Origin of the sequence: Kitasatospora sp. NPDC059088, from assembly GCF_042738155.1 — a bacterium.
Taxonomy (GTDB): Bacteria; Actinomycetota; Actinomycetes; order Streptomycetales; family Streptomycetaceae; genus Kitasatospora.
In genome coordinates this window covers 60387-85870 of sequence record NZ_JBHYGR010000014.1, presented here as the reverse complement: position 1 = coordinate 85870, position 25484 = coordinate 60387, and the positions used below count along the sequence as shown (strand labels likewise).

The following is a 25484-nucleotide window of genomic DNA, read 5'->3' as shown; positions in this document are numbered from 1 at the left end:
GATCGGGTGAGCGGCCGTAGGGCCGGGACGGGGTGCGGGGTGGCAGGGCGTTCGGGCCGGACGGTCATGGTGCTGGGCGGCGGGGTGGCGGGCCTGACGGCGGCCATGGAGCTGGCGGAGCGCGGCTTCGAGGTCACCGTGGTGGAGCCCTCCGGGTGGGGTGGGAAGGCGCGGAGCGCCTCGGTCCCCGGGACGGGCCGCGGCGGCCGGCTCGACCTGCCCAGCGAACACGGGTTCCGGTTCTTCCCCGGCTTCTACCGGAGTCTGCCGGACACGATGCGGCGGATCCCGCTCCAGGGCTCGCCCTCGGGCGTCGAGGGCAACCTCCGGGAGGCTCCGGAGATGCTGTCCGCCCGGTCGGGACGGGTCGGGGAGACGGTCGCCGACGTCTCCCTGTCCGCCGGCCCGCGGACCCCGCTGCAGATCCTGCGGGCCCGGGGCATGAAACTGGGCGCCGAGGGCGAACTGAACGAGGAACTGCTCTACTTCGCCAACCGGATGCTGGTCTACATGACCAGCAGCGCGCAGCGGCGGCTGGGGCAGTGGGAGCAGACGTCCTGGTGGGACTTCACCGCCGCCGACGGCGCCTCCGAGGAGTACCGGAAGGTGTGCGTCGTGGGGGCGACCCGCACGGTGGTGGCGGCGAGGGCGGAGGAGTGCAGCGCCCACACCGTCGGCGGGTTCCTGGAGGCCTTCGGCTACGGCTTCCTCGGCCGGGGCGGGGCCCAGGCCGCCGACCGGGTCCTGAACGGCCCGACCAGCACCGCCTGGATCGACCCGTGGGTCCGGCACCTGGAGCGGCTGGGGGTGCGGCTGGAACTCGGCTGGCGGGTGGAGGGCCTGACGGTACGGGGCCGCGCCGTGGCGGGCGCGACGCTGCGCGGCCCGGGCGGCCGGCGCCGGGAGGCGGACGCCGACTGGTACGTGTGCGCGCTCCCGGTCGACCGCATCGGGGCGCTGCTGGCACGCGGCCTGGCCGAGGCCGACCCGGAGCTGAAACGGACGGCGGACCTGCGCACCGACTGGATGGTCGGCCTGCAGTTCTACCTCACCGAACCCACCCCGATCACCCGCGGGCACGTCATCTACCAGGACTCCCCGTGGGCCCTGACCTCCATCAGCCAGGCGCAGTTCTGGGACACCGACTTCGCCGCGACCTACGGCGACGGGACGGTGGCCGACTGCTTGTCGGTGGACATCTCCTCCTGGGACACCCCCGGCATCCTCCACGGCAAACCGGCCCGTGAGTGCACCCGGGCCGAGGTCGCCGCCGAGGTCTGGGCCCAGCTCGCCGACGCCCTGAACGACGGCCGTCGGCGGACCCTCCACGACGGCCTGCTCCACTCCTGGTACCTGGACCCGGCCGTCAAGAACCTCGACGGCCCCGGGCCCGCCACCAACGACGAGGCCCTGCTGATCAACACCACCGGTTCCTGGGCGCTGCGCCCGCAGGCGCGGACGGCCGCGGTGAACCTGTTCATGGCCGGGGACTTCGTCCGCTGCCCGGTGAACCTGGCCACCATGGAGGGTGCGAACCAGAGCGGCCGCTCGGCGGCGAACGCGCTGCTGGAGGCCGCCGGGCACGACGTCGAACCGGCCGAGGTGCACGCCCTGTACGAGCCGCCGGAGCTGCGCCGCCTGAAGGAGGTGGACGCCGCGCTCTTCCGGCAGGGCCGCCGGCACATCCTCGACACCCCGCCGCCCTGGTCCGCCCCCACGGCCCCCGACGCCCCCGACGCCCCCGACGGGCCGGACGCCCGCCTCAGTGGGACCGGTTGACGATCAGTCCGCACAACGCGTCGAGGTCCTCGACGGCCTCGGGCACCGCACCGGAGCGCTCCGCGAGGCTCCGCAGGCGGTCCCGGGCCGCGTCCGCGTACCCGGCCGCGCGCTCCTCCGTCCACCGGCGGCCGCCCGCCTCCTCCACCAGGCCGGCCAGCTCCGCCTCCCCGGACCGGTCGGGACCGCCCGGGGCGGTGTAGCGGCGGGCCAGCTCCTCGCCCGCCGCGGTGCCCGAGGCCATCGCGGCCACCACCGGCACCGAGAGCTTGCGCGCCCGCAGGTCCGCGAAGACCGGCTTGCCGGTGCGTGCCTCGTCGCCCCAGATCCCCAGCAGGTCGTCCACCAGCTGGAACGCCATGCCCAGGTCGTGTCCGAACGCGGCCAGCAGCTCGACCTGTTCCGGTCCCCCGCCGCCGTGGAGGGCGCCGAGCCGACACGCGCAGGAGATCAACGAGGCCGTCTTGCCCGACACCATCTCCAGGCACTCGGACAGTCCGATGCGCGGCTCCGCCTCGAACAGCACGTCCAGTCCCTCACCCACCGCGAGCTGGATGAGGGTGTCCAGCAAGGCCTTCGACGCCGCCTCCGCCACCGCCTCGCCACCGGCCTGCGCACCGCCGACCGCCTCGGCACCGGGGCCGCCGAGCACCTCGAAGGCCAGCAGCAGCAGCGCGTCGGCCGACCGGGTCGCGGCGGCGGGCCCGAACACCTCCCACGCGGCCGCCCGGTGGCGACGGACCGCGTCGCCGTCCAGCACGTCGTCGTAGAGCAGCGACAGGTTGTGCACCAGCTCCACCACCACGGCGGCGGGAACCGCCCGCTGCGGATCCCCGCCCACCGCCCGGGCGCAGCTCAGGGCCAGGGCCGCCCGCACCTTCTTGCCCCCCTGCCGCGGTTCCGCGGCGCCGGGTCCGGCACCGGCGCCGGACCAGCCGAACTGGTGGGCCGCCACCTGTCCGACCGTTCCCGTCAACTGCCCGGCCCAGTACCGCAACTGCGCGTCACAGGCGGCAGCCGCGCCCGCCAGGACCGACTCGGCCCGCGCACCGTCCGACCACACCTGCCTGCTCCCCCCACCCGACCGGGCCGCCCGCCACCCCCGGCGCCACGGCATCCGGGCGAGCCTACGGGATCCCCGGGGCACCTACCGGGACGGCGGTGGGACGGCTACTCCTGCCGTTCCCCGGCAGCCGTCCGCACCGGCTCCGGGCGGGTGGGCCGCCACTGCGGGTGTTCGCGCTCGGCCCAGGCGCGCTCGACCAGGCCGGTGCGCATCCCGAGGCGTGACTCGCGGTCCCGCCAGGCCATCCGGACGTGCCCGGCGATCACCACGGCGATGGCGGCGGCCAGCCAGTCGTGCACGAAGGTCGCGCCGGTGCGCCAGGCCGGCGGGGCGAGGTGGGTGAGCCACATCAGCAGGCCGGTGCCGAGGATCACCAGCATCGAGCCGAGCGTCCACTGGGCGTACAGCTTCTGCCCGGCGTTGAACTTGCCGGCCGGGCGCCTCCCGGCCCGGGCCCGGGCGGCGCGCAGCCACTGGCGGTCCGCCGGGGTGAAGCGGCTCAGCCGGGAGAAGTCGGCGCGCAGCGCCCGGGAGGCGAGCCCGAGCAGCAGCGGCACCGGCAGGGCCAGGCCGCACCAGACGTGCACGGTGACCACCAACGGCCGGTTGCCGACCAGGACGGCCAGCGGCCCGAGGTAGAGGCAGGCGGCCGTGGCCAGGCAGACGCCCATCAGCGCGGCGGTGGTGCGGTGCACCCAGCGCTCGGCCCGGGTGAAGCGCAGGACCAGTTCAGCTCGTCGGTGCATCGTCCCGCCCGTTCGACCGGCCGACCCAGGCGTCGACGTCGTATCCGTTGCCCTCCCAGTACCCCGGCTGGACGGAGTCCGTGACGGTGATCCCGGAGAGCCATTTCGCGGACTTGTAGAAGTACATCGGCGCGACGTAGAGCCGCACCGGCCCGCCGTGGTCGTGGCTGATCGGCTTGTCCTCCAGGCGCAGCGCGACCAGCACGTCGTCGCGCCGGGCCTGTTCGAGGGTGAGGCTCTCGCTGTACGCGCCGTCGAAGCAGTCGAAGCGCACCGCCTTCGCGCCCGGCCGGACCCCGGCGGCGTCCAGCAGGTGGGCCAGCGGCACCCCTTCGAACGGGGTGTCCGGCACCCGCCAGCCGGTGACGCACTGGACGTCTTTGACCAGCCGCCGCTGCGGCATGGCCTGGAGGTCGGCGAGCCGGTGGGTGGCGGGGCGCTCGACCAGGCCGCCCACGGTGAGGGTGTAGTCGGCGGCGGTCCGCTCGGGGACGGAGGTCACCACCGAGTAGTAGCGGAAGCCGTTGTTGCCGGGCAGCAGCCCGGACAGGCCGCTCGGGTCGCGTTCCGCCAGCCCGGACTCCACCCGCTGGAGGAACGGCCCGGCGGCCACGCCGAGCGCGCCGAGGCCGAGCAGCCCGAGCACCACCCGGCGCCCGACCGGGGTGCCCCGGCCCTCTTCGTCTGTACTGTCCACCCGACGATTCGACCAGGTCGGGGCGGTCCGGGGCCAGTGGCGGGGGCGTCCCGTCAGACTTTCGTCATCTCCGGCCCGCCCCCGCGCACCAGCCGGAGCGACAGGGCCCCGGCCAGGGCGCGCAGCGCCGGGACGGCCAGCACGCAGGCCAGCGCGGCGCCGTAGGCGGTGCGTTGGGCGTCCTCGCCGCCCACCAGGTAGAGCACCTGCCCGGCGGCCGGGACGGCCAGCCACTCCCACCGCCCGTCCAGCCCGACCAGGGCCACCACCAGCAGCCCGTACCAGGGGTAGCTGGGCGCGACCAGCAGCAGGGCCGTCCCGGTGACCAGCAGCGCGCCGCGCCAGGGGCGGGCCGGGTCGCCCCGGCGCAGCACCCACAGCACCACCGCGGCCAGCACCAGGGCGGCCGCCCACGGCGCCCAGCGGTCCGGCAGCAGCGCCCGCACCAGGCCGAAGCGCTCCAGGTGGCCCTGCTCGTAGCCCTCCTCCCGGAGGTAGCCGGGCAGGTAGCCCAGGACGCCGAGGCCGGAGGCCGCGACGTACGGGAGGTAGACCGCGGCGAAGGTGCCGAGGGCCGCGGCGGTCAGGACGAGGTCGCGCTTGGCGGGCCGCCGGGCGAGCAGGCCCGAGAACGCCCCGGGCAGGGCGAGCGCGGGCAGCAGTTTGGTCGCCACCGCCGCTCCGAGCAGGGCGCCGGCGGGCCCGGCCCGGTGGCGGGCCGCGCAGCCGAGCCCGGCCACCATGAGCAGCGCGCCGAGGGTGTCGACGTGGGCGTCGTTGACGGCCCACACCGTCACGCCCGGGCACCAGCCCCAGAGCGCGGCCCGCCGGCCGCGCCGGGCCAGCAGGGCGGTGGTGGCGACCGCCAGCAGGGCGCCGCCGACCTGAACGCCGCGCACCCCGCCGCCGAAGGGGTGCTCGGCGAGGAACCAGGCCTCGGCGACCGGCGGGTAGATGGTGTGCACGGCGGGCCGGTTGATCCGGGTGCAGTCCCCGGCCGCGGTGCGGTGCTCGTCCCAGGCCGTGCAGCCGCCGCCGACCGGGAACAGGCCGGGGTCGCGCAGCCGGAGCAGCGCCGGGTCGTCCGGGGCGTGGGCGTACGGGGAGGTCCCGGCGGCCTGGACCCGCCCGTCCCACACGTAGCGGTAGGCGTCGTCGCTGGTGCGCGGCGGCGCGAGCAGCCCGACGGCGGCGACCAGGACGCTCCCGGCCAGCACGATCGGTGCCACCCGGCGCTCCTCCACCCGCCGCAGCAGGAGCAGGGCGAGGGCGAAGAGGGCGGCGTCCAGGGCGTACCAGTCGTACAGCGGCGCCCGGTCGGCGAGCGTGCCGCCGCCGGTCACGGTCCCCGCGAGGGCGGCGACCAGGGCGGCGAGGGCGGCGGCGCAGGGCAGGGTCCGGGTGAGCACCGGGCGGTCAGTCACCGGGAACACCGGGCAGGCCGGTGGTCAGACCGTCCAGGGCGTGCGGGCAGGGGCATTCCCGGTCGGCGGGCAGGGCCTCCAGGGCCTTGAACAGGACGGTGCGCAGCCGGTCGACGTTCCCGGCGAAGACCTCCAGCACCTCCGCGTGGGTGACGCCCTCGCCGTTCCCCACTCCCGCGTCGTGGTCGGTGACCAGCGCCAACGAGCTGTAGCAGAGCCCGAGTTCACGGGCCAGTACGGCCTCGGGGTGCCCGGTCATCCCGACCACCGACCAGCCGTTGGCCGCGAACCAGCGCGACTCCGCCCGGGTGGAGAACCGCGGCCCCTCGATCACCACCAGCGTCCCGCCGTCCACCGGCTCCCAGGCCACCGAACGCGCCGCCCCCAGCACCGCGGCCCGCCCCGCCGGACAGTACGGATCGGCCATCGACACGTGCACCACCCCCGGCACCGATCCGTCCGGCAGCGGCAGCCCGTCGTAGTAGGTCTGCACCCGCCCCGAGGTCCGGTCCACGAACTGGTCCGGCACCACCAGCGCCCCCGGGCCGAACTCCGCCCGCAACCCGCCCACCGCACACGGCCCCAGCACCTGCCGCACCCCCAGCGAGCGCAGCGCCCACAGGTTCGCCCGGTAGTTGATCCGATGCGGCGGCACCCCGTGGCCCCGCCCGTGCCGGGGCAGGAACGCCACCCGGCGCCCGGCCACCTCCCCCACGAACACCGCGTCGCTGGGCGGACCGTACGGCGTCTCCACCCGCACCTCCGCCACTTCGTCCAGCAGCGCGTACAGCCCCGAACCGCCGATCACGCCCAGCTCGGCCCGGGAACTCTCCTGATGCACCGTCACGTTGGTCAACCTCTCCTCGGGGGTCCGGTCCCGACCACTGTAGGAACGGATCCGGGCGGACCGGGCGAAGCACGTCCTTACGGTTCCCGAACGTCGCGGGCGCCCCGGCGCCGGGCGCGGCGCAGCGTGACGGCGAGGGCGAGGGCGGAGGCCCCGAACAGAGCGGCGGTGACGGCGAGCCAGCGGCCGAGGTAGACGCCCTCCGAGAGCCCGGTGGCGCCCGGGTAGGGCGCGGAGAGGTCGAGGATCAGCGGGAACCAGACGAGCAGCAGCAGACCGGAGAGGAACGCCGGGACCCGCAGGAAGTTGATCCGGCCGACGGTCGGCGCGGGCGCGGCGCGGTGGCGCAGCACGGACCGGGCCGAGAGGTCGGCGAGCGAGTACAGCGGGAGCAGGATCAGGTCGTGGGCGACGGCGGCGCCGACGAACCAGACCGCCACCGCGAGCGGCCGGACCGTCACCAGCCGCTCGACGGCGTAGCCGGTCAGGGCGAGGGAGGCGAGCAGCGCCAGCAGGTGCAGCGGTCCGGCGCCGTACCAGCGGGTGAAGGCCGCCCGGCGGCTCCTCGGCCCGGTCATGCCCGCCCCGTCCGGAAGGTCAGGCGGCCGACCCATTTGGTGTTGTTCACACCGGGGTTGGCCGGGACGATGATCCGCGCGGGGTAGCCGTGGTCGAGCGAGAGCTCGGCGCCGTTGACGCGCAGGGCGAGCAGCGAGCGGGGGTCGCGGATCTGGTTGCCCCGCAGCACCACGGAGGTGTACGGGCCGGGCGGCTGGACCGACTCCACCAGGACGTTCGCGGCGTCGGGCAGTCCGGCCAGGGCGGCGAGGTCGGCGAGCGGCAGTCCGCTCCACTGCTGGTCCTCGGTGGACCAGCCCTCCACGCAGGCGATCGGCAGCCGGGCCGAGCGCTGCGGCAGGGCGAGCAGCTGCTCCCGGGTGAACACCCGGACGGGCCCGCTGCCGTGGAGCTCCAGCCGCCAGTCCGGCCCGACCAGCGCGGCCGTGACGCCGACGGCGGCCGCGGTCTTGTTGACCTGGAAGCCGTTCGGCCCCGAGTCCCGGTCCCGGTTGTGCGGCGCCAGCAGGGCGGTGCCCCGCAGCCGGCCGCCGATGCTCTGCCCCGCGGTCACCACCAGCAGCGCCAGGGAGCCGGACCCGACCAGCGCGAGCGCCCCTCGGCGGGCGATCGTCGGCGGGGCGGGCTCGGGCGCCACCAGCCCGTCGGCGTCCGGGGGTTCGGGCCGGGTGCCGGTCCGGCCGGTGCGCAGCTCGACCAGCAGCGAGCGGGACCGCAGGGCGCGGACCATCCGGCCCAGCCGGAGCGCGACGTGGACGGTGAACGCGGCGATGAACACCCACGCGCCGTAGAAGTGCAGGGTGTAGAAGGACCCCGGGAAGACGTAGTGGAGCTGGATGTTGAGGATGCCGGTGGCGAACTCGAAGACGGCGCCGCCGACCAGCATCAGCAGCGACAGCCGCTCCAGCGCGTGGGCCGCGCCGCGCACCGGCGGCCACTCGAACAGCTTGGGGATCACCGACCACAACTTGGCCAGCAGGACCGGCACCAGGACCACGCCGAGGGTCACGTGCACGCCCTGGGTGAGCCGGTACAGCCAGGACGGGCTGGTGGGCCAGTCGAACAGGTAGAAGCCGAGCACGCCCTTGTCCGGCGTCTGGTCGTTGAGCGGGTCGAGGTCGGGGTTGTAGGCGGCGTACGAGAGGGCTCCGGTCACGAAGAGCACCGGGATCCCGAGCAGCAGCACCAGCCCGAACACCGAGGTCAGCCACGGCCCGCGGATCGGGCTGCGCCAGAACCGGGGCCGGAACGGTCCGGGCGGCGCGGGCAGGCGGTCGAGCCGCCCGGCGAGTGCCGCCGCCGCGCCGGACAGCCGGGCGGTGACCGCGGCGCCGCCGCGTCCGACGGCCCGGGCGAGGGCGCCCAGCGCGGCGGCGGGCCGTCGGGGCCGCTTCCCCGGCGGTTCGTCACCGTTGCGCGCCGTGTCCACCGACCACCTCCAGTCGCCCGGGGAGTCAGCGGGGCGCCGCTCGTCGGCCGCCTGCCACCGGGAAGGGAACGGGCGTGCGCCGACGCTCCGTTCGGCCGACGACGACCGGTCGGCCGCAGCCCGCCGGACAGCCAACCACCCGGACGGAGCGCTCCCGGTGAAGCCGCCCGGGACCGACCGGGCTATCACCCGGACGGCCCTGGCCCGGTTCACAGCTGCTCGGGCCCGGACCCCTCTCCCGCCACCCCTTCCGGGCATGTCATCATATGAAGACATCAACTGATGACATCGGCTGGTGACATCCCTCGGCCGGCCGTGCCCCGGGGTGCCCGGGGGCGGCGCACCGCCCCCGGTCCGAACGCTCGATCTATGACAAGGGAGGGCGCGTCCATGGAGACCCCGACGGGCCTGTCGACGCGACGTGAGCGGGCCCTGGTGCCCGTCCTGGTGTTCCTCAGCGCCGTGGTGGCGGTGATCAGCAGCCTCGGCGCCCCGATGATCCCGACCATCGCCGCCGTCGACCACGTCTCGCTCGCCGAGGCCCAGTGGTCGCTGACCATCACCATGCTGGTCGGCGCGATCGCCACCCCGGTGCTCGGCCGCCTCGGCGACGGGCCGGACCGCCGTACCGTCACCCTGGCGGCCGCCGCCGTGGTCGTGCTCGGCAGCGTGCTGGCCGCGCTGCCGCTGGGTTTCTGGTGGCTGATCGCCGGCCGCGCGCTCCAGGGCGTAGGCGTCGGCCTCACCCCGCTGGCCATCGCCACCGCCCGGGACGCCCTGCCCGCCGCGACCTCCCGCTCGGCGGTCGCGCTGCTGTCCATCACCACCGTGGCGGGCGTCGGCCTGGGCTACCCGATCACCGGGCTGATCGCCCAGTCCTTCGGCATCCACGCGGGCTTCTGGTTCGGCGCCGTGATCAGCGGCCTCGCCCTGCTGCTCGCCGTCCTGGTGCTGCCCGCGGCGAAGCACCGCGAACGACGGCCGCTCGACGTGCCCGGCACCGTCCTGCTCAGCCTCGCCCTGGTCGGACTGCTGCTGGTGCTCAGCGAGGGCGAGAGCTGGGGCTGGGCCTCCGGCCGGCTGTGGACGGTGGCCGCGCTGTCGGTGCTGCTGCTCGCCGCCTGGGTCCGGCACGAGCTGCGCACCGCCCACCCGCTGGTCGACCTGCGCAGCCTGCGCAACCCCGTGGTGCTGAGCGCCGACGTGGCCGGCCTGGTCGCGGGCGTCGGGATGTACCTGCTGATCTCCCTGGTGATCCGCTACGTCCAGACCCCGACCGGCACCGGCTACGGCCTGGGCGCCTCCGTCGTGGTGGCCGGGCTGGTCCTGCTGCCCTTCTCCGCGGTCAGCCTGCTGTCCAGCAAGATGGTGCCCGTCCTCACCCGGCGCACCTCCTCCGCCCTCGTCCTGCCGATCGGCTGCGCCCTCTCGCTCGTCTCGATGCTGGCCTTCCTCTTCGCCCGCGACCACCTGTGGGAGCACCTGGTGGTGATGGGGATCGCCGGGCTCGGGGTGGGCTGCACCTTCGCCGTGATGCCGGGTCTGATCGTCGCCGCCGTGCCCGCCCAGGAGGTCGGCAGCGCGGTCAGCTTCAACCAACTGCTGCGCACCATCGGGTACTCCACCGGCAGCGCCCTGTGCGGCGCCGTGCTCCAGGCCCACACCGCGCCCGGGCAGCTGCTGCCCGCCGACAGCGGCTACCGGGACGCCGCGCTGATCGGCTGCGCGGTCTGGGTGGTGATCGGTCTGACTACGATCATCCTGCCGCGGGTCAGTGCCGCGGCCGCCGCCCGGAACGGGGTGCGAGTGGACGAGGAGCTGATGGTGGAAGAGAGCATCGCCGACGCCGTGGCCGGCGAGGGCGAGGTACCCGTGCTGCGGGCGGGGACCGAACGGTGACCGCGCCGTCCGACGGGCCCGCGCCCCCGCGCCGCCGGGACGCCGCCCGCAGCCGCGAACTGCTGATCCAGGCGGCCCTGGAGCTCTTCGCCGAACGCGGCTACGAACGCACCACCACCCGGGAGATCGGCGAACGGGCCGGTGTCGACCCGGCGTTGATCGCCCGCTACTTCGGCGGCAAGACCCAGCTCTACCTGGCCACCGTCCAGCTCGAACTCGGCAACGAGCCCCCTGCCGACCTGCTGGAGGAGGAACGGCTGCGCACCCTGCTGGTGCGGCTCACCCAGCGCGGCCCCGGCCCGTCCTTCCAGGCCGCGGTGCAGCCCGGCGACAACACCGAGGTGCAGCAGGCCTCCCGCGCCTACCTGTACGGGCGGATGGTGGACCCGCTGCGCGAGCGCTTCACCGCCGAGGGGGTGGACCGGCCGCAACTGCGGGCCGAGCTCGCCGCGGCCGCCTTCGCCGGCATCGTGCTGGCCCGCTCCAGCGGGGCGTTCAGCGAACTCGCGGCGGCCGACCCGGAGGAGCTGCTGCCGCTCCTGCGCGACCTGCTGGCCGCCAGCCGCCCGAGCTGACCCCGCCCCCGCGGGGACCCCCTGCGGGGCCGCTCGGAACGGCCGGCGCCGCCGAGCGGCCGGACCGGGCTCAGCGCCTCCAGGGGCGGGCGAACTCGTGCAGCGCGGCCTCCACCGCCGGGGCCAGCGCGTGGTCGTTCACCGGAGTGCCCGCCGGGTGGAGGAAGTGGTCCACGCCGTCCAGGGTGCGCAGGCCCGGGCCGGTGGTGTGCGCCCGGCCCAGGGCGCCGAGCAGCGGCGGCACGGTCGCGCAGGGCACGTTGGTGTCGGCGGTGCCGCAGGTGACGGTCACCCTGGTTCCGGGGCGCACCGCCCGGGCGGCGTCCGGCGGGTAGACCGCGTCGTCGCTGCGGACGAACCGGGCGTTGTTCGGGCCGAACAGCGCGTTCAGCAGCCCGGCCAGCGGCGGCAGCAGGGCACCGGTGTCGGTGGGCCGGCCCGCCCGGAAGTCGGCGACGGCGGCGGCCACCCCCGCCTTGTTCGCTCGCGCCACCTCCTCGGTGAGCTGTCCGGCCGCGACCGCCTGGTCGAGCTGGTCACCGAGCTGGGCGGTCAGCAGGTCCAGCAGCCGCTCGTCCTGCGGGGCCAGCAGCGCCAGGCCGGCCGGCGCGGGCCGGACCGTACGGGCGACCAGCAGCGCCTGGAGCCCGCCTTCGCTGTGGCCCACCACCATGAGCGCGCGCCGGTCGGCCTCCGGCTGGTCCCGCAGGGTGGTGTAGGCCGCGGCCGCCTGGCGGGTGAAGGCGGGCAGGTCGAGCCGGCCGGGGTCGCCCTGGTAGGCGCCGGCGCCGGTGCGACCGGTGAAGTACTTGTCGAAGCGCAGGGTCATCACCCCGTCCGTGCCCAGGGTGCCGGCGACGGCGGCCAGGGTGCCCGGGGTGAGCGCGGGCGGCTCGTCGCCGTTGCGGTCGGTCGGGCCGCTGCCGGGCAGCAGCAGCGCGGCGGGCAGCCGCTGCCCGGCCCGGTGGGCGGGGACGTGCAGGGTGCCGTAGGCCGTGGTGCCGTCCGCGGTGAAGGTGACCTCGCGGTCGGCGGCGGGGACGAGCCCTCCCGGCTCCCCCGGCCCGGCCGCGCTCGCGGCAGGCGCGCCCAGACCCGTCGCGGTGACCGCGGCGAGCAGGGCGGCGGTCGCCAAGGTGCGCCAACGCATGCTTTCCCCCTGAAAGTTGAGATGCGGGCTTGCGCCGCTCAGGCTACGACCGGGCCGGCAGCGGGCCGCGGTCGGGGGTCCGGCGGACCCGGGCCTTCGGGGGTCTTGACCTCAAGGGCGCTCCAGCTCCTACGGTGATTCGCATGATCTTCACCACGACGGAGCGCGCGTACCTCTCCACCCAGCTGCTGGCCCGCCTGGCCACCCTCGGCCCCGACGGCAGCCCACAGGTCCGCCCGGTGGGCTTCCGGCTCAACGAGGACGGCACCATCGACATCGGCGGGCCCGGGATGGCCCGCAGCCGGAAGTACCGCAACGCCCAGGCGCGTCCCGAGGTGTCCGTGCTGGTGGACGACATGGCTCCGGCCGACCACCCGGTCACCGCCGGCTGGGGGCGCGGCATCGAGATCAGGGGCCGGGCGGAGGTACTGGCCGTGGACGTGCCACCGGTGGCGCCCGACCGGTTCAGCAAGGACATCGTCCGGGTGCACCCCCGTCGGATCATCACCTGGAACCTGGAGGCGCTCGGCAGCGCCGCCCGCGACGTCGGGTGACCGGGCGGGCCCGGCGGCACCGTCGTCGGGGGCGGAGTGCCGGGGTCAGAGCCGGAACATCGCGGTGTACGGCTGGGTGATGCGCTCCTGGCGCGATCCGAAGTCGACGAGCACCGCGATGTCTCCGTCACCCTCGACGGCGATGACCCGGCCGAGGCCGAACCCGTCGTGGGTGACCCGGTCCCCGACGGCGAAGTGCTTGCGCGGCGCCTCGGTCCGGGGCTTGAAGGGGCTGGTGGGCAGGGGGCGGCGACCTGCTGAAAAATTCGTCATTTGTCATTCAGTATGCGCCGCGACAGCACGGGTTCGGGCCCATTTCGACGTCACGATTTCGACGTCGTCCCGAAAAGTACCGCCATCGGGGGCAGCAGCCTGCTACAGTCGACTTAGTTGCAGTAGTGGTTCCCATGAACTTTGTGTGCGCCTGCTGATCTTGCAGGCGCATTTTTCGTTCCCCGGCTCTTCCCCGGTGGGCACTTCATGCGGTGACTCGAAGCACGCACCGTGCGTGCTCTCGGACAGTCCCTTGAAGGAGACTTTTAATGGCTAATGGCACTGTGAAGTGGTTCAACTCGGAGAAGGGCTTCGGCTTCATCGAGCAGGAGGGTGGCGGCCCGGACGTCTTCGCCCACTACTCGAACATCAACGCCAATGGCTTCCGTGAGCTGCTTGAGGGCCAGAAGGTCGAGTTCGACGTGACGCAGGGCCAGAAGGGCCCGCAGGCCGAGAACATTCGCCCGCTGTAGTTCACCCGCCACGGCACTCGCCTGGTGGTGAGGGGCCCGCACCGCGCACATGCCCGGGGCGGGCCCCTCGGCGTTCCCCGCCGCGAACGCCCACGGTTCGAGGTTCTGCGCGCCCGCCCCTCCGCGGTGCGGGCCGACTGCGGTGACGTACCCCGCACGGTCCGACCGTCCACGCTCCGCCCGTCACACTTCCGGCCCGTTCCCTGCGGTCTCCCCTGCGCCCCGCGCCACCGGAGCCTTCCTCGTGACGTGCCGCCCTGAGGAAGGTTCCCGCATGACCCGCTCCGGTCGCTCCTCCTACCGAGACGCAGACGTCCGCCCCACCACCGCTTCCCGCTCCGCCGGCCGGCCCTTCCGGGGCCGCCGCCCCGTCGGCCGGAACACCCCCCAAAGCCCCGCCGGACAGGGCGAGTTCGCACTTCCGGAGAGCTCCACCCCGGCGCTGCCGGCGGTCGAGTCCTTCACCGAGCTGGACCTGCCGCAGCCGCTGCTGTCGACGCTGACCCGCCAGGGCGTCACCACGCCGTTCCCGATCCAGGGCGCGACGCTGCCCAACTCGCTGGCCGGCCGCGACGTCCTCGGCCGGGGCCGTACCGGCTCCGGCAAGACCCTCGCGTACGGCCTCGCCGCGCTCGCCCGCACCGCCGGGCGCCGGGCCGAGCCGGGCTGTCCGCTGGTCCTGGTGCTGGTCCCCACCCGCGAGCTCGCCCAGCAGGTCACCGAGGCCCTCACCCCGTACGCCCGCGCCCTGCGGCTGCGGACGGCGACCGTGGTCGGCGGGACCTCGCTCAGCCGCCAGGCCTGGATGCTGAACCGCGGGGCGGAGATCGTGGTGGCCACCCCCGGCCGGCTCAAGGACCTCGTCCTGCGCGGCGAGTGCCGACTGGACCAGGTCGGCATCACGGTGCTCGACGAGGCCGACCAGATGGCCGACATGGGCTTCCTGCCGCAGGTCACCGAGATCCTCGACCAGATCGACCGGGGCGGCCAGACGATGCTGTTCTCCGCGACCCTGGACCGCGGGGTCGACGGCCTGGTGCGACGCTTCCTGACGGACCCGGTCACCCACTCGGTCGACCCGGCCGCGGGGGCGGTCGGCACGATGGAGCACCACGTGCTGCACGTGCAGAACTACGACAAGGGCGCCACGATCGCCCACATCGCCTCCCGCGACGGCCGGGTGATCATGTTCACCGAGACCAAGCACGGCGCGGACCGGCTGGTGGAGGAGCTGCTGGCGACCGGGGTGCGGGCCGCCGCCCTGCACGGCGGCAAGCTCCAGGCGCAGCGCACCCGCACCCTGGAGCAGTTCCGCACCGGCCAGGTGACCGCGCTGATCGCGACCAACGTCGCCGCCCGGGGCATCCACATCGACGGCCTCGACCTCGTCGTCAACCTGGAGCCGCCGACCGACCACAAGGACTACCTGCACCGGGGCGGGCGCACGGCCCGGGCCGGGGAGTCCGGCACCGTCGTCACGCTGGTGCTGCCCAAGCAGCGCCGCGGGACGGTCCGGATGATGAGCACCGCAGGGATCACGCCCGTCACCACCAGGGTCACCGCCGGTGACGAGGACCTGGCCCGGATCACCGGGGCCCGGGTGCCCAGCGGCGTGCCCGTCACCGTGCCCGACCCCGTGGTCGAGCGGTCGCGCCGCGGCCCGTCGGCGGGTCACGGCCGACGCGGCCGTCCTTCCTCCGGTTCCGGCAGCGCCCGCGGCACCGGCGGCGGCGGTCGGAGCACCGGTGGCGGCGGCCGGACGGCCACCGACCATGACGGCCAGGGTTCCTCCGGCCACCACCATCGGGCACCCCGACGGCCCGCTCGCTCCGAGTAGCACCACCGGGCCCGCCGACCGGCCGACCGCACCCGGCCCACCCGGCGGCACCCCACCGCGCGCGGCCGCACCCGGCCCAGCCGGGCTCACCCGCCCTCGGCCGCCCGTTCGGCCAGCGCCCGGGAGCGGTGCTCACGGGGCGGGAGCCCGTACGCGGCCCGGAAGGCCCGGCTGAAATCGTCCGCGCGGGGAAAGCCCCAGCGGGCCGCGACGGCCTGGACGGCGGTGGTGCGCTGGGCGGGGTCGGCGAGGTCGCGGCGGGCGCGGTCCAGGCGTTGGCCGCGGATCCAGGCGGCGAGGGTCTCGCCGTCCGGCGCCTCCCGGGTGAAGACCCGGTGCAGGTGGCTGACGGAGACGTGGTGGGCGGCGGCGATCGTCGCGGGGGTGAGGTCGGGGTCCTGGAGGTTGCGCCGGACGAAGGCGCGCACCGCCTCGGCGAGAGCCCGGTGCCGGGTCTCCTCCGGGACGGCGGCCTCGGCCTCCAGCTCCCCGGCGACCCAGGCGGCGACCAGGTCGACCACGATCGTCCCCAGCCGGGCCGCCTCGGCCGGCCGCAGCGCCGTCGCCTGCCGGTCCAGCCCGACCAGGAACTGCGACAGCAGCGCCGGCGAGCCCTCCCGGGCGGAGAAGGCGCGGCCGAGCAGGTCGCGCAGCCGGTGCGGCGGCAGCGGCAGCAGTTCGGCCGGGAAGTCGACGCCGACCCCGGAGAGCCGGGGGACGGTGCCCCCGTCGGTCGGGCCGCCGAAGGTCCGCAGGTCGTACGGGTGCGAGCTGTCCACCAGGTGCAGGGAGCCCGGCCCGAGGGTCTCCGTCCGGCCGGCCCCGCGGGTCAGCGCCATGGTGCCCTGCTGGAGGAACGACAGGTGGTAGACGCCCGTGTCGGCCCGGCGCACCATGCGCTCCGTCCGCCGGAAGCGCACCGACGGGAACGACGTCCCGAGCAGGACCACCTCGCCCAGCTCGGCCCGCCGCAGCTCCGCCCGGAAGTCGCCGGCGTGGGCGCTGGTCGCCTCGCAGGCCCGGGTCCGTTCCAGCAACTCCCGCCAGCAGTCGAAGCGTTCGCTCGCGGGCAGCTCCTCGCCACGGAACACCGTCCCGGTCACCGCCGTCGCTTCCGCCGCCTCGGGCTCCTCCCCCACCGTCGCCGCAACACCGTCCAAGAGTCGGATCATCCCGCCGGGCGGGGCTGTGGATCGGACAGGCCCCGGGCCGCAGCCGCAGCCGGGGGAGCCTTGTCCAGGGAGACCGCGGGCAGCTCCCCCGGCCGCTCGGGGCGCTCGAACTGCTCCGGCCGCCCCGACTGCTCCGGATCGCCCTGCTCGATCCGGCCCAGCAGCCGGGCGACGGCGTCGGTGCGCTCGCGCAGCACCGCGACGTGCTCCGCCCGGTCCGCCTCGGTCACGGGCTCGGCGGGCCGGACCGGGATGCCCCGCTGCCGGGCGGTCGCGATCAGGCTCTCCCCGGCCTGACCGACGATCACCAGCGCGGCGGCGGCGAAGCAGCCCGCGTCCAGGGTGCGCGGCCGGCCGAGCAGGCCGCGGTGGACGATCTGGGCCGGAACGGTCAGTTCGTCCAGCCGCTGGTCGACCGAGCCGCGTTCGAGCGCCGCGAGGACGACCGTGGCCAGCGCCTCACCCGCCTTGGTGACCGCCCACTTGCGGCCGGGCACCGGCGGGAGGAACTCGCGGATCCGGTCCACGTCCTGCTCCAGGGCACTGGTGGTCAGCACCTCGAAGGCGTTGCGGGTACGGATCTCGACGACCTTGTCCCACTCGACCTCCTCACCGTCGAAACCGACCCGCACCGGCCCCAGGTGCACCGCGCCGTAGCCGTCGAGCAGCCCGAGCAGCTTGTGCGCCACGGCCGGCGTCCGGGGGTGACGGCCGATCAGCGTGCCCAGCGCGAGCTTCCACGGCTCGGTGGCCGGCACCGGAGGCGGGGCCACCGAGCCCAGAGCCGCCAGCGCCCAGCGCCCGCCCGCCGCGGACCGCCCGCCGCGCAGCACCGCCTGCCGGCCCGCCTCCCCCAGCTCGGCCGCCGCGCCCACCAGCCGTCCCAGCCCACCGGCCCACTCGACCCTGGCCACCCGCCCGTCCCCTCCACGCCCTGACGAAACCCACAGGTCGGACATGGTACGGCGAGCCCTCCGACCACCTCCGGGCACCTCCCCCCCGGGGTCTCCGGGGCCCGGATCCGGCTCCCCGAGGTGCCGGATCCGGGCTTTCCGCCACCCGCCGACGCTCCGTCAAGGATGATCGCCGTGCGGACGGGCAGCGGCGGACCGGAGGGTTCGGGCACGCGCGCCGGGAGGGGGACCCGTCGCACCCGACCTGTACGATGTAATGCATGACAAGCACGAATGACCCTTACGAGCTGCGCCCGGGTGTCCCCACCGTCGAGGTCTTCCGCCGCCTGCGCACCGACGCGGGCCTCTCCGACCGGGCCCCCGAGGACGTCGCGATCGGCCTGCCCAACACCTGGTACGGCGTGGTCCTGCACCACGAGGGCGAGCCGATCGGCATGGGCCGGATCATCGGCGACGGCGGCACCGCGTTCCAGATCGTCGACATCTGCGTCCACCCGGCCCACCAGGGCCGCGGCCTCGGCAAGCGCATCATGGCCGCCCTCACCGAGGAACTGGACCGCCGGGCACCAGCCACCGCCTACGTCTCGCTGATCGCGGACGGGCCCGCACGCCTCCTCTACGAGCGGTTCGGCTTCAAGGACACCGCGACCCACGACTCGATCGGCATGTACCGTCCGATGGCGGCGGGCTGACCGCCCCGGCCGCGGGGCGCGAGCCCGCACCCCCGTCTCCCGAGGAAGGGCGCCCGCCACGATGGACCACCCGCCGACCGCCCGGCCCCGCCGGTGGGCGGCCGCGGCCGCGGCCGCGCTGCTGTTGTTGGCGGCCCTGCTGGCCGAGCACGGCTGGGCACCGTACGGCTTCGAGCGGGACGCCGCCGACTGGAGCACCGCCCACCGGCCGTCCGCCGCCCGGACGGCCGCCGCGGCGGTCACCTCGCTCGGCACCGGCGCGGTGCCCTACCTGCTCGCCCTGGCCGCCGGCGCCGTCACCGTCCGGGCCCTGCCCGCCCCGCGCCCCACCCGCCGGGCCGTCCTGCTGCTGCTCGCCCCGCTGCTCTGGCTGCTCGCCGGCCAACTGCTGCGCTACGGCCTCATGGCGGCCTGCGCCCGCCCCCGCCCACCGCACGCCGACTGGGCCACCGCCGCGTCCGGCTCCTCCTTCCCGTCCGGCCACTCCTTCACCTCCGCGCTCTGCGCCGGCCTGCTCGCCCTCGCCGTGACCCGCGCCCACCCGGCCGCCACCAGGGCCGCCGTCGCGGGCGCCCTGCTGTTCGCGGCGGCCGTCGGCCTCAGCCGGATCTACCTCGGCGTGCACTGGCCCCTGGACGTCCTCGGCGGCTGGCTGCTCGCCGCCGGCTGGCTCGCCCTCGGCACCGCCGCCCTGCCCCGGGTAGGCTCCCGCCGGGCCCGGCAGCCGAGCCCGGCGCCCTGACGGCGCCCGGCCGGCGCTCCGACGGCGCTCCGACGAAGGCCTGACGAACCCCCGGCGAACGGACTGTCACACGATGCCGGGCCCACCGCGTTACCAAGGTATGGATCAAGAATCGCGTGCGGCAGCGTCGCCCGAACCACCCTGGCCGGAGTTCCCGGACTTCGTCGCCGCCCGCGCCCGGCACCTGCTGCGCACCGCCTTCCTGCTCACCGGCGGTGACGCCCACCTCGCCGAGGACCTGGTGCAGGAGGCCCTCGGCCGGATCTACGTCAAGTGGCGGCGGATATCCCGGCTGGACAACCCCAGCGGCTACGCCCAGACCGTCCTGGTCAACACCTTCCTCTCCTACCGGCGCAAGCGCAGCGCCTCCGAGCGCGTCACCGACGAGTTCCCCGAGGTCGGCGTCGACGACCCGGACCCGGCGCTGCGGCTGACCCTGCTGCGCGCCCTCGCCGAACTCCCCGCCCCGGACCGCGCGGTGCTGGTGCTGCGCTTCTGGGAGGACCGCAGCGTCGAGGTGACCGCCGCCGTGCTGCGGCTGAGCAGTGCCGCCGTCCGCACCCGCTCCCGGCGGGCCCTCGCGCGGCTGCGCGCCGTGCTGGGCGAGGACCTCGACGCCGTCCTGAGCGGATCGACGGCGACAGGAAGCAGGACGGCGACGGACGGATCCCGCACGAAGACCGGCCCCGACGGCCCCTCCCGGAAGGCGGTGCTGCGCCATGCCCAGTGACGACGACGCATTCGCGGACGCGTTGACCGACGGCTTCGCCCGCGCCCTGCGCGGCGCCGCCGAGCTGGCCCCCGAGCCGGTGCACCACGCCCTGGCCGCGCAGGCCGAGCAGCGCGGCCGCCGACGGCGGCGCAACCGCCGGGCCGTCCTCGCGAGCGGCCTCGCGGTGCTGGTGCTGGCCGGGGCCGGCGGCTTCGCGGCCGTCCGCGGCGGCACCTCCGGCCCGGTCGGCCCGGTCGGCCCGCCGGGCCCCGCCCTGCCGACGCTGTCCGACCAGGAGCTGAACGCGCTGTACACCGAGCTGCTGCCGAAGGGCACGGTGACGGGCCTCACCGACCGCTCGCGCGGGATCGCCGACCCGCACCGGACCGGCACCACCCTGCTGTTCGACGACGGCGCGGGAGCGAGCATCCTCATGTTCAGCGCCCAACGGACGGACTTCAAGCCCGAGGTGAGCGCGGTCTGCATGGACCCGACCGACATGCCGCAGGACTCCTGCGACCGGACGGTCCGGCCGGACGGCTCGGTCCTGGTGATCGACAAGCTGCGCAGCCTGCACCCCGAGAACGGCCGGGAATGGCGGGTCACCTGGGCGGCCCCGGACGGCCGGCGGATCGAGTTCACCGAGTACAACGGGCAGCCCGCCACGGCGAACCGGCCGAACCCGCCGCTCGACGCCGCCCAGCTGACGGCCCTGGTGACCTCCCCGGCCTGGGACCGGATCTTCGCCACCCTCCGCCCGGCCGACGGCACCCCGGGGCCCGCCGCCGGCCTGACGCCCGCACCGACCGCCACCACTCCCGCCGGCCCGGGCCTGCTCGCGAAGCTCGTCCCGCTGCTGCCCGCCGGGGCCGAGGTGCAGAGCCAGGACCCGGAGCACGGCGCGCTCATCCTCACCTTCGAGGGCCGCACCAGCCGACTGGTGGTCAACGCGGACCCGCCGTCCCAGCGCGGCCGCGACGAGTTCGCCGGAATGGGCGGCGACCTGCCGACCCCGCTGGAGGTGCGGGAGAAGCGGCCGGACGGGGCGGTCGTCGTCACCAACCGCTTCGGCAACGGGAAGACCGCGACCGACCCGGTGCTGCACTGGCTGGCCGCCGTGCACTACCCGGACGGCAGCCGGGTGCAGATCTCGGAGGGCAACGGCGAGAACTCCTACACCTACCGCCCGGGCGATCCGGCGCTCGACACCGACCGGTTGAAGGCGATCGTGACCGACCCGGCCTGGCACCGCTGAGCGGGGGGAACCGGCGCTCCGGCACGGTGAGTTGACGCTCACCCGGGGCCGGGGCGCCGTTCCGGTGGCGGCACGGTCAGCGCAGCCCGCCGCCGCAGCCGGTCGGGACCTCCGGGGCCGGTGCGGTGCGGCGGGAGTCGAAGTCGGCGAGCCAGCGGAGCGCGTCGCCCGCCGAGGCGTCCCAGCCCGTGCCCAGGTCGACGGCGTCCTCCAGCGCGTGCCGCAGGCCGCCCGGGTCCTCCAGCGGGCCGGACGCTCCGGCGCGCTCGCCCACCAGGGCGACCCGGCCGCGGACCCGGCCCGCCCCGGCGGCCCGGTCGGGGACGGTCCAGGCGCGCCAGTCCCGGCCCATGGTCAGCACGTTGCGGGCGGCGTAGCCGATCTCCGGGAAGGCCGCGAGCACCTGCTCCAGGTCGACCCGGGTGCCGTCCAGGTCGGCTCCGCCGTACCGGTGGCGGGTCGCGGAGAGGCTGAGGTAACGGGAGTCGGGCAGCGGGAAGTGCGCCACCTGCCACTGCGCGCCGACCCAGCTGGTGGCGGCGCCGTCCTGCCAGCGGCCCGCGACCAGTTCCATCGGCAGGACGGTGTGGTAGACCGCGAGCCGCGACCGCGGGGTGCGGTCGGCCCACCGAGGGTCCCGGCGGACGACCGAGCGGGCCGTGCCGGAGAGGATCAGGGCGTCGCCGGTGACGCTGCGTCCGTCGGCGAGCGTCGCGACCACCGACTCGCCGTGCTCGGTGTAGCCGACCACCCGGCTGTCCGCGAGCAGTTGGACGGACTCCAGCTCCCAGCAGGCCTCCAGCAGCGGCTCGTAGACGTCCAGCCGGTGGGCCGTCGCGTGCGTCGGGCGGCCGTCGCCGTGCCGGGCGGGCAGGGCGATCGCGCTCACCGGCTCCCCGGTCGCGCCGTCCATCACCCGGAACTCGTCGATCACCAGGGACCGTTCGCGGACGGCGTCGCCGACGCCGAGCCGGTCCAGCAGCCGGAACGCGGGCGGCGCCAGCCGGACGCCCGCCCCGTCCCCGGTGAGCACCGGCCGCTGCTCCAGGACGAGGACGTGATGGCCGCGCGCCCCCAGCGCAACCGCCGTGGCCAGACCGCTGACACCACCGCCGGCAACCAGAATTCGCATGCTTCCGATGATGGCTCCGGGGGGACGGACCGGGCGATGCGGTCACGTTGCCTGTGTCAGAACCTCCCGCCGAGGTGACACAGGACGAACTCCGAGGTTTGAAACGAGCGATGTCCGATTTGCGTGGTCGGTGCGCCGTGGCTCCCGCTCCGTACGCTCAGAACGAGCGGCCCATCCGCTCCATCGACACCATGCAGTGGGTCCACGGACGGACCCGGGCCCGCGCCGCGGCCACCACCTGGGCCACGTGCGCGGCGGCCGCCAGGGTCATGTGGCGGTGCCAGCCGTCGGCGCCGCGCCCCTCGTAGTCGTCCAGGGCCCCGACGTGCGAGGCGGAACCGGCGAAGTCCTGCTCGACCCGCTGCGGGAGCTTCGCCAGCCGCAGCAGCACCCCGAGCGGCGTCGCCGTCAGGTTCGTCAGCCAGCAGCCGACCGGCTGCTCCTGCCCGGCGTCCCACTGCCCCAGCAGCAGCAGCGGCAGCCCGGCCCACTCCACCGGCACGCCGCCGACCAGGCTCCGGCGCACGGCGCCCGTCGCCGGGTCCGTCCACTCCACCGGCCGGCGGAGCATCCGGTGCAGTTGCAGCACCCGGGCGGCGGGCAGCGAGCGGCCGCCCCGGCCCGCACCGCGGCCCGCCCCCTGGTCCAGCACCGGCAGGGTGGCGGGGACGGCGGACAGCAGCGGCGCGCCCGCCCGCGCGTAGCGGTCGAAGACCGGCCCCAGCTCGGCCCCCGGGAGGTCCAGGACGACCGGGCGGGGCCCGATCGTGCTCGGGTCGCACACCCGGGCGGCCGCCGCGACGCACCCGGCCGCCGCCTGGCCGAACGGCACCAGGTGCCACCTGACCGGCACCGTGACGTCGCTGGCCACGCCCCACATGCCGATCGCCTGCCGGCCCTTCCGGGGGACCGGCAGCGCCTGCACCACCCAGGCGGTGAAGCGCAGTTCGTTGTCGGCGTGGCGCTGCAGCGCCCTGCTGACCGGCTCCCAGTCCCAGGTCGACGCGGCGATGAAGTGGTGCAGGCTCTGGGCGAGTTCGGGGCCGCCGACCTGGGCGGCGATGTTCCGGATCGACTTGCGGCCCTCCGCCGCGATCAGCCCGCGCAGGTAGAGGGCGCCCTTGGCGCGCTGGTCGCTGCGCGGCAGCGGGGCGAAGAGCACCTCGGACAGCTCGTCCAGGACGCCGCCGGCCGTCGGTCCGGGGTCCGTGGTGCCCGGCGGGCGGGCGGACGGGGTGCGACCGGACGGGGCACGATCGGACAGGGTGCGATCGGACTGCGTACGGCGGGCGGTCCGGCGCCGGGTGTCGGGCTCCGCGGGTCGAGTGAAGATCGTGTCCACACCAGCGCGAACGGTCATGGCGGCAAGCCTATTTCCCCTTCGCCCGGGGTGACCGAAAACCGCCGCCGCGGCGCCCCCCCCGGGGGGGGGCGGGGGGGGCGGGGCCGGCGGGCCGGGGGGGGGGGGGGCGCGAACACATACGCGACACGCGACACCCCCACGGGCGCGGGGGGGCGCGCCGCGGCGGGGAGTCCGGGCTCCGGGGGTCAGGCCTTCCGAGCCAGTTCGGCGTCCACGCCGTCCGCGCGGGCGGCGGGCGCGGCGGCGGCGGGCTCCGGCGCCTCGCGGCGGCCGCGGGCCCACATCAGCACCGAGAGGGTCAGGGCGACCGCCGTGGCGAGGGCGGCGGTGAGGGTGACGGCCCGGGCGTCGTAGCCGAGGTCGATGGTCGCGCCGCCGAGCCAGGCGCCGAGCCCGTTGCCCAGGTTGAACGCGGAGACGTTGGCCGAGAGGGCGAGGGCGGGCGCGGCGGCGGCCACCGCGAGGATCCGCGCCTGGAGCGCCGGGATGATGGAGAAGCCCGCGGCGCCGAACAGGAACAGCGCGATCGCGGCCGGGACCTGGTGGGGCGCGGCGAGCCAGAACAGCAGCAGGGCGACCAGCAGGGCGCTCTGGGCGCGCAGCACGCCGCGCATCACGTTGGCGTCGGCGGCCCTGCCGCCCAGGATGTTGCCGAGGACGGAGCCGATGCCGAAGACGATCAGCAGGATGCCGACCATGGCGGGCGCGAAGTGGCCGATGTCGCGCAGCAGCGGGGCCAGGTAGGTGGAGGTGGTGAAGACCGCTCCCTGGGCCAACACGGTGATCAGCATGGACAGTTGCAGGCTCCCCTTGCGGAACACCTTCATCTGTTCGCGCAGCGACAGGCTCCCCTCCGCGCCCCCCTCGCCCTCGGTGGACAGCGCGCCGGGCACGAACCTGACGATCAGCAGCAGGCACAGCACGGCGAAGCCGGTGACGTAGCCGAAGGTGGCCCGCCAGCCGAAGTGCTGTCCGATGAAGGTGCCGATCGGGGAGCCGAGCACGTTGGCGAAGTTGAAGCCGAGCGCGATCTTGGCCATCGCGGTGGCCTGCTTGTCCGGCGGGGACATCAGGGCGGCGACGTGCCAGGCGACGGCGGCGAAGGTGCCGTGGCTGAGCGAGGTGAAGATGCGCGCGCCCATCAGCGTGGGGTAGTTGGGGGCGAGCACGGCGATGACGTTGCCGACGATGAAGACGCCCATCAGGGTGAGCAGCAGCCCCTTGCGGGACCACTTGGTGGTCAGCAGGGTGATGATCGGCCCCCCGATCGTCACCCCCAGCGCGTAACCGGTGACCAGCAGGCCGGCGGTCGGGATGGTCACGTCCAGATCGGCGGACATCTCGGGCAGGATCCCCGCGATGACGACCTCGGCGGTGCCGACGCAGAACACTCCGAGCATCAGGGCCAGGAGGGGCAGTGGCATGGCGACCCAAGCCTTTCGTAGGGAGCCAGGTTCAAGGATGATGTATGCGATTGCATATAGATAATGGACGAACGTGCCTGGGTGGTCAACTGCCGCAAAGAGTTACGCTGGAAAACAGTGGCGGACGGACAAGCAGAACGTTCCGAAGGACTCAGTGAGGGGCCGCGTCGATGGAGACATGGGGACCGGGGAGCGGGCGGGACGAGATCGCCATCTGGCGACAGCTCACCCGCCTGATGGAGCAGGTCAACGCGACCGCGGGCAGGCGGCTGACCCGCAGCCACGGGGTCTCCATGAACGAGTTGCTGCTCCTGCTCTCGCTCGCCGAGCAGCGCGACGGCACCCTGCGGATGTCGGACCTGGTGAAGACCCTCGGCGCCAACCAGCCCTCGGTCAGCCGGATGACCGCCCGCCTGGAGGACGCCGAGTGGGTGGTGCGGCGCAGCGCCCTGGACGACAAGCGCGGGGTGGACGTGCGGATCACCGAGGCCGGCCGGCGGCTGGCCGGGGAGGCCGAGCAGACCCTGCGCAAGGCCCTCGCCGAGGCGCTCGACTCGGCCGCCCTGAGCGACTCCACCGCCTCGCTCGTCGCCCGGCTGCGGTACGCGCCCGCGGTGCCGATCGACTGAGCACCCCCTCCCCGCACCGGGGCCCCGGGGGGGGGGGGGGCGGCCGGCCGGGGGGGGGGGGGGCGGGGGGGGGGCGCCGCCCCCGCCGGGGGGGGGGCTGAGATAATGTCATCAAGAGAGA

At 75.3% G+C, this 25484-nt stretch carries 25 protein-coding genes; 11 read left to right on the top strand and 14 right to left on the bottom strand.

Features of this window, described 5'->3' with window-relative positions:
• Positions 1–39: 39 nt before the first annotated feature.
• Positions 40–1779 carry an FAD-dependent oxidoreductase gene (locus ACFWXO_RS09380; RefSeq protein WP_380522988.1) on the top strand — a complete coding sequence of 580 codons (1740 nt, stop codon included), beginning with the start codon at positions 40–42 and terminating at the stop codon, positions 1777–1779.
• On the opposite strand, the gene ACFWXO_RS09375 is transcribed toward ACFWXO_RS09380, so the two are convergent.
• From ACFWXO_RS09375 to ACFWXO_RS09345, 7 genes are all read right to left on the bottom strand, one after another.
• On the bottom strand, positions 1763–2842 hold the full coding sequence (locus ACFWXO_RS09375; protein ID WP_380522987.1) for a polyprenyl synthetase family protein: 1080 nt from the start codon (positions 2840–2842) through the stop codon (positions 1763–1765). The two genes, ACFWXO_RS09380 and ACFWXO_RS09375, sit on opposite strands and share 17 nt — an antisense overlap.
• A gap of 107 nt (positions 2843–2949) precedes the next feature.
• Positions 2950–3591, bottom strand: coding sequence for a cytochrome b/b6 domain-containing protein (locus ACFWXO_RS09370; RefSeq protein WP_380522986.1), 642 nt, complete (start codon positions 3589–3591; stop codon positions 2950–2952).
• Positions 3575–4288, bottom strand: a complete 714-nt coding sequence (locus tag ACFWXO_RS09365; RefSeq protein WP_380522985.1) for a molybdopterin-dependent oxidoreductase — start codon at positions 4286–4288, stop codon at positions 3575–3577. Before ACFWXO_RS09365 ends, ACFWXO_RS09370 begins: the two co-directional genes overlap by 17 nt.
• Positions 4289–4341: 53 nt before the next feature.
• Positions 4342–5712 (bottom strand): glycosyltransferase 87 family protein, encoded by a 1371-nt coding sequence (locus ACFWXO_RS09360; RefSeq protein WP_380522984.1) that lies wholly within the window; start codon positions 5710–5712, stop codon positions 4342–4344.
• On the bottom strand, positions 5705–6553 hold the full coding sequence (locus ACFWXO_RS09355; protein ID WP_380523007.1) for an S-methyl-5'-thioadenosine phosphorylase: 849 nt from the start codon (positions 6551–6553) through the stop codon (positions 5705–5707). The genes ACFWXO_RS09360 and ACFWXO_RS09355 overlap by 8 nt, the downstream gene beginning before the upstream one ends.
• Before the next feature lie 83 nt (positions 6554–6636).
• Positions 6637–7137 (bottom strand): hypothetical protein, encoded by a 501-nt coding sequence (locus tag ACFWXO_RS09350; RefSeq protein ID WP_380522983.1) that lies wholly within the window; start codon positions 7135–7137, stop codon positions 6637–6639.
• On the bottom strand, positions 7134–8450 hold the full coding sequence (locus tag ACFWXO_RS09345) for a molybdopterin-dependent oxidoreductase (RefSeq protein ID WP_380523006.1): 1317 nt from the start codon (positions 8448–8450) through the stop codon (positions 7134–7136). The genes ACFWXO_RS09350 and ACFWXO_RS09345 overlap by 4 nt, the downstream gene beginning before the upstream one ends.
• Before the next feature lie 507 nt (positions 8451–8957).
• Between ACFWXO_RS09345 and ACFWXO_RS09340 the strand changes: the two genes are divergently transcribed.
• Both ACFWXO_RS09340 and ACFWXO_RS09335 read left to right on the top strand, forming a co-directional pair.
• Positions 8958–10466, top strand: a complete 1509-nt coding sequence (locus tag ACFWXO_RS09340) for an MFS transporter (protein ID WP_380522982.1) — start codon at positions 8958–8960, stop codon at positions 10464–10466.
• The gene (locus ACFWXO_RS09335; RefSeq protein WP_380522981.1) at positions 10463–11041 is read left to right on the top strand and encodes a helix-turn-helix domain-containing protein; all 579 of its coding nucleotides are present in this window, start codon (positions 10463–10465) and stop codon (positions 11039–11041) included. Before ACFWXO_RS09340 ends, ACFWXO_RS09335 begins: the two co-directional genes overlap by 4 nt.
• A gap of 70 nt (positions 11042–11111) precedes the next feature.
• On the opposite strand, the gene ACFWXO_RS09330 is transcribed toward ACFWXO_RS09335, so the two are convergent.
• Complete coding sequence (locus tag ACFWXO_RS09330; protein WP_380522980.1) at positions 11112–12191, bottom strand: alpha/beta hydrolase; 1080 nt, start codon at positions 12189–12191, stop codon at positions 11112–11114.
• Positions 12192–12334: 143 nt separating this feature from the next.
• Here ACFWXO_RS09330 and ACFWXO_RS09325 point away from each other — a divergent pair, with 143 nt between their 5' ends.
• Positions 12335–12745, top strand: a complete 411-nt coding sequence (locus tag ACFWXO_RS09325) for a PPOX class F420-dependent oxidoreductase (protein ID WP_380522979.1) — start codon at positions 12335–12337, stop codon at positions 12743–12745.
• 45 nt (positions 12746–12790) lie between these two features.
• Here ACFWXO_RS09325 and ACFWXO_RS09320 read toward each other — a convergent pair whose 3' ends face one another.
• Positions 12791–13018, bottom strand: coding sequence for a hypothetical protein (locus ACFWXO_RS09320; protein WP_380400328.1), 228 nt, complete (start codon positions 13016–13018; stop codon positions 12791–12793).
• A gap of 269 nt (positions 13019–13287) precedes the next feature.
• Between ACFWXO_RS09320 and ACFWXO_RS09315 the strand changes: the two genes are divergently transcribed.
• Positions 13288–13491, top strand: coding sequence for a cold-shock protein (locus ACFWXO_RS09315; RefSeq protein ID WP_045694210.1), 204 nt, complete (start codon positions 13288–13290; stop codon positions 13489–13491).
• Positions 13492–13765: 274 nt separating this feature from the next.
• The gene (locus ACFWXO_RS09310; RefSeq protein WP_380522978.1) at positions 13766–15328 is read left to right on the top strand and encodes a DEAD/DEAH box helicase; all 1563 of its coding nucleotides are present in this window, start codon (positions 13766–13768) and stop codon (positions 15326–15328) included.
• 86 nt (positions 15329–15414) lie between these two features.
• On the opposite strand, the gene ACFWXO_RS09305 is transcribed toward ACFWXO_RS09310, so the two are convergent.
• Together ACFWXO_RS09305 and ACFWXO_RS09300 are read right to left on the bottom strand one after the other, a co-directional pair.
• Positions 15415–16488 (bottom strand): helix-turn-helix domain-containing protein, encoded by a 1074-nt coding sequence (locus tag ACFWXO_RS09305; protein WP_380522977.1) that lies wholly within the window; start codon positions 16486–16488, stop codon positions 15415–15417.
• Between the two features lie 8 nt (positions 16489–16496).
• Positions 16497–17414, bottom strand: coding sequence for a hypothetical protein (locus tag ACFWXO_RS09300; protein WP_380522976.1), 918 nt, complete (start codon positions 17412–17414; stop codon positions 16497–16499).
• Between the two features lie 260 nt (positions 17415–17674).
• Between ACFWXO_RS09300 and ACFWXO_RS09295 the strand changes: the two genes are divergently transcribed.
• From ACFWXO_RS09295 to ACFWXO_RS09280, 4 genes are all read left to right on the top strand, one after another.
• Positions 17675–18106, top strand: a complete 432-nt coding sequence (locus ACFWXO_RS09295) for a GNAT family N-acetyltransferase (protein WP_380400336.1) — start codon at positions 17675–17677, stop codon at positions 18104–18106.
• Positions 18107–18167: 61 nt separating this feature from the next.
• The gene (locus ACFWXO_RS09290) at positions 18168–18848 is read left to right on the top strand and encodes a phosphatase PAP2 family protein (RefSeq protein ID WP_380522975.1); all 681 of its coding nucleotides are present in this window, start codon (positions 18168–18170) and stop codon (positions 18846–18848) included.
• Between the two features lie 100 nt (positions 18849–18948).
• Positions 18949–19578 carry a SigE family RNA polymerase sigma factor gene (locus ACFWXO_RS09285; protein ID WP_380522974.1) on the top strand — a complete coding sequence of 210 codons (630 nt, stop codon included), beginning with the start codon at positions 18949–18951 and terminating at the stop codon, positions 19576–19578.
• On the top strand, positions 19568–20815 hold the full coding sequence (locus ACFWXO_RS09280; RefSeq protein WP_380522973.1) for a hypothetical protein: 1248 nt from the start codon (positions 19568–19570) through the stop codon (positions 20813–20815). The genes ACFWXO_RS09285 and ACFWXO_RS09280 overlap by 11 nt, the downstream gene beginning before the upstream one ends.
• Before the next feature lie 76 nt (positions 20816–20891).
• Here the strand turns inward: ACFWXO_RS09280 and ACFWXO_RS09275 are convergent, their stop codons facing one another.
• The 3 genes from ACFWXO_RS09275 to ACFWXO_RS09265 form a co-directional block, all read right to left on the bottom strand.
• Positions 20892–21947 carry an FAD-dependent monooxygenase gene (locus ACFWXO_RS09275; RefSeq protein WP_380522972.1) on the bottom strand — a complete coding sequence of 352 codons (1056 nt, stop codon included), beginning with the start codon at positions 21945–21947 and terminating at the stop codon, positions 20892–20894.
• A gap of 157 nt (positions 21948–22104) precedes the next feature.
• Entirely contained in the window at positions 22105–23307 is a 1203-nt protein-coding gene (locus tag ACFWXO_RS09270; protein WP_380522971.1) for a transposase, read from the bottom strand.
• A gap of 188 nt (positions 23308–23495) precedes the next feature.
• The gene (locus ACFWXO_RS09265; RefSeq protein ID WP_380522970.1) at positions 23496–24734 is read right to left on the bottom strand and encodes an MFS transporter; all 1239 of its coding nucleotides are present in this window, start codon (positions 24732–24734) and stop codon (positions 23496–23498) included.
• A gap of 170 nt (positions 24735–24904) precedes the next feature.
• Here ACFWXO_RS09265 and ACFWXO_RS09260 point away from each other — a divergent pair, with 170 nt between their 5' ends.
• Positions 24905–25363: a MarR family winged helix-turn-helix transcriptional regulator gene (locus ACFWXO_RS09260; protein ID WP_380522969.1), complete on the top strand. Its 459-nt coding sequence runs from the start codon at positions 24905–24907 to the stop codon at positions 25361–25363.
• Positions 25364–25484: the final 121 nt, after the last annotated feature.

Excerpts from the sequence above, each read along its gene's own strand:
- ACFWXO_RS09370 (WP_380522986.1), bottom strand. The coding sequence starts at position 3,591 with ATGCACCGACGAGCTGAACTGGTCCTGCGCTTCACCCGGGCCGAGCGC.
- ACFWXO_RS09350 (WP_380522983.1), bottom strand. The coding sequence starts at position 7,137 with ATGACCGGGCCGAGGAGCCGCCGGGCGGCCTTCACCCGCTGGTACGGC.
- ACFWXO_RS09340 (WP_380522982.1), top strand. The coding sequence starts at position 8,958 with ATGGAGACCCCGACGGGCCTGTCGACGCGACGTGAGCGGGCCCTGGTG.
- ACFWXO_RS09330 (WP_380522980.1), bottom strand. The coding sequence starts at position 12,191 with ATGCGTTGGCGCACCTTGGCGACCGCCGCCCTGCTCGCCGCGGTCACC.
- ACFWXO_RS09325 (WP_380522979.1), top strand. The coding sequence starts at position 12,335 with ATGATCTTCACCACGACGGAGCGCGCGTACCTCTCCACCCAGCTGCTG.
- ACFWXO_RS09320 (WP_380400328.1), bottom strand. The coding sequence starts at position 13,018 with ATGACGAATTTTTCAGCAGGTCGCCGCCCCCTGCCCACCAGCCCCTTC.
- ACFWXO_RS09315 (WP_045694210.1), top strand. The coding sequence starts at position 13,288 with ATGGCTAATGGCACTGTGAAGTGGTTCAACTCGGAGAAGGGCTTCGGC.
- ACFWXO_RS09310 (WP_380522978.1), top strand. The coding sequence starts at position 13,766 with ATGACCCGCTCCGGTCGCTCCTCCTACCGAGACGCAGACGTCCGCCCC.
- ACFWXO_RS09295 (WP_380400336.1), top strand. The coding sequence starts at position 17,675 with ATGACAAGCACGAATGACCCTTACGAGCTGCGCCCGGGTGTCCCCACC.
- ACFWXO_RS09290 (WP_380522975.1), top strand. The coding sequence starts at position 18,168 with ATGGACCACCCGCCGACCGCCCGGCCCCGCCGGTGGGCGGCCGCGGCC.
- ACFWXO_RS09285 (WP_380522974.1), top strand. The coding sequence starts at position 18,949 with ATGGATCAAGAATCGCGTGCGGCAGCGTCGCCCGAACCACCCTGGCCG.
- ACFWXO_RS09280 (WP_380522973.1), top strand. The coding sequence starts at position 19,568 with ATGCCCAGTGACGACGACGCATTCGCGGACGCGTTGACCGACGGCTTC.
- ACFWXO_RS09275 (WP_380522972.1), bottom strand. The coding sequence starts at position 21,947 with ATGCGAATTCTGGTTGCCGGCGGTGGTGTCAGCGGTCTGGCCACGGCG.
- ACFWXO_RS09270 (WP_380522971.1), bottom strand. The coding sequence starts at position 23,307 with ATGACCGTTCGCGCTGGTGTGGACACGATCTTCACTCGACCCGCGGAG.
- ACFWXO_RS09265 (WP_380522970.1), bottom strand. The coding sequence starts at position 24,734 with ATGCCACTGCCCCTCCTGGCCCTGATGCTCGGAGTGTTCTGCGTCGGC.
- ACFWXO_RS09260 (WP_380522969.1), top strand. The coding sequence starts at position 24,905 with ATGGAGACATGGGGACCGGGGAGCGGGCGGGACGAGATCGCCATCTGG.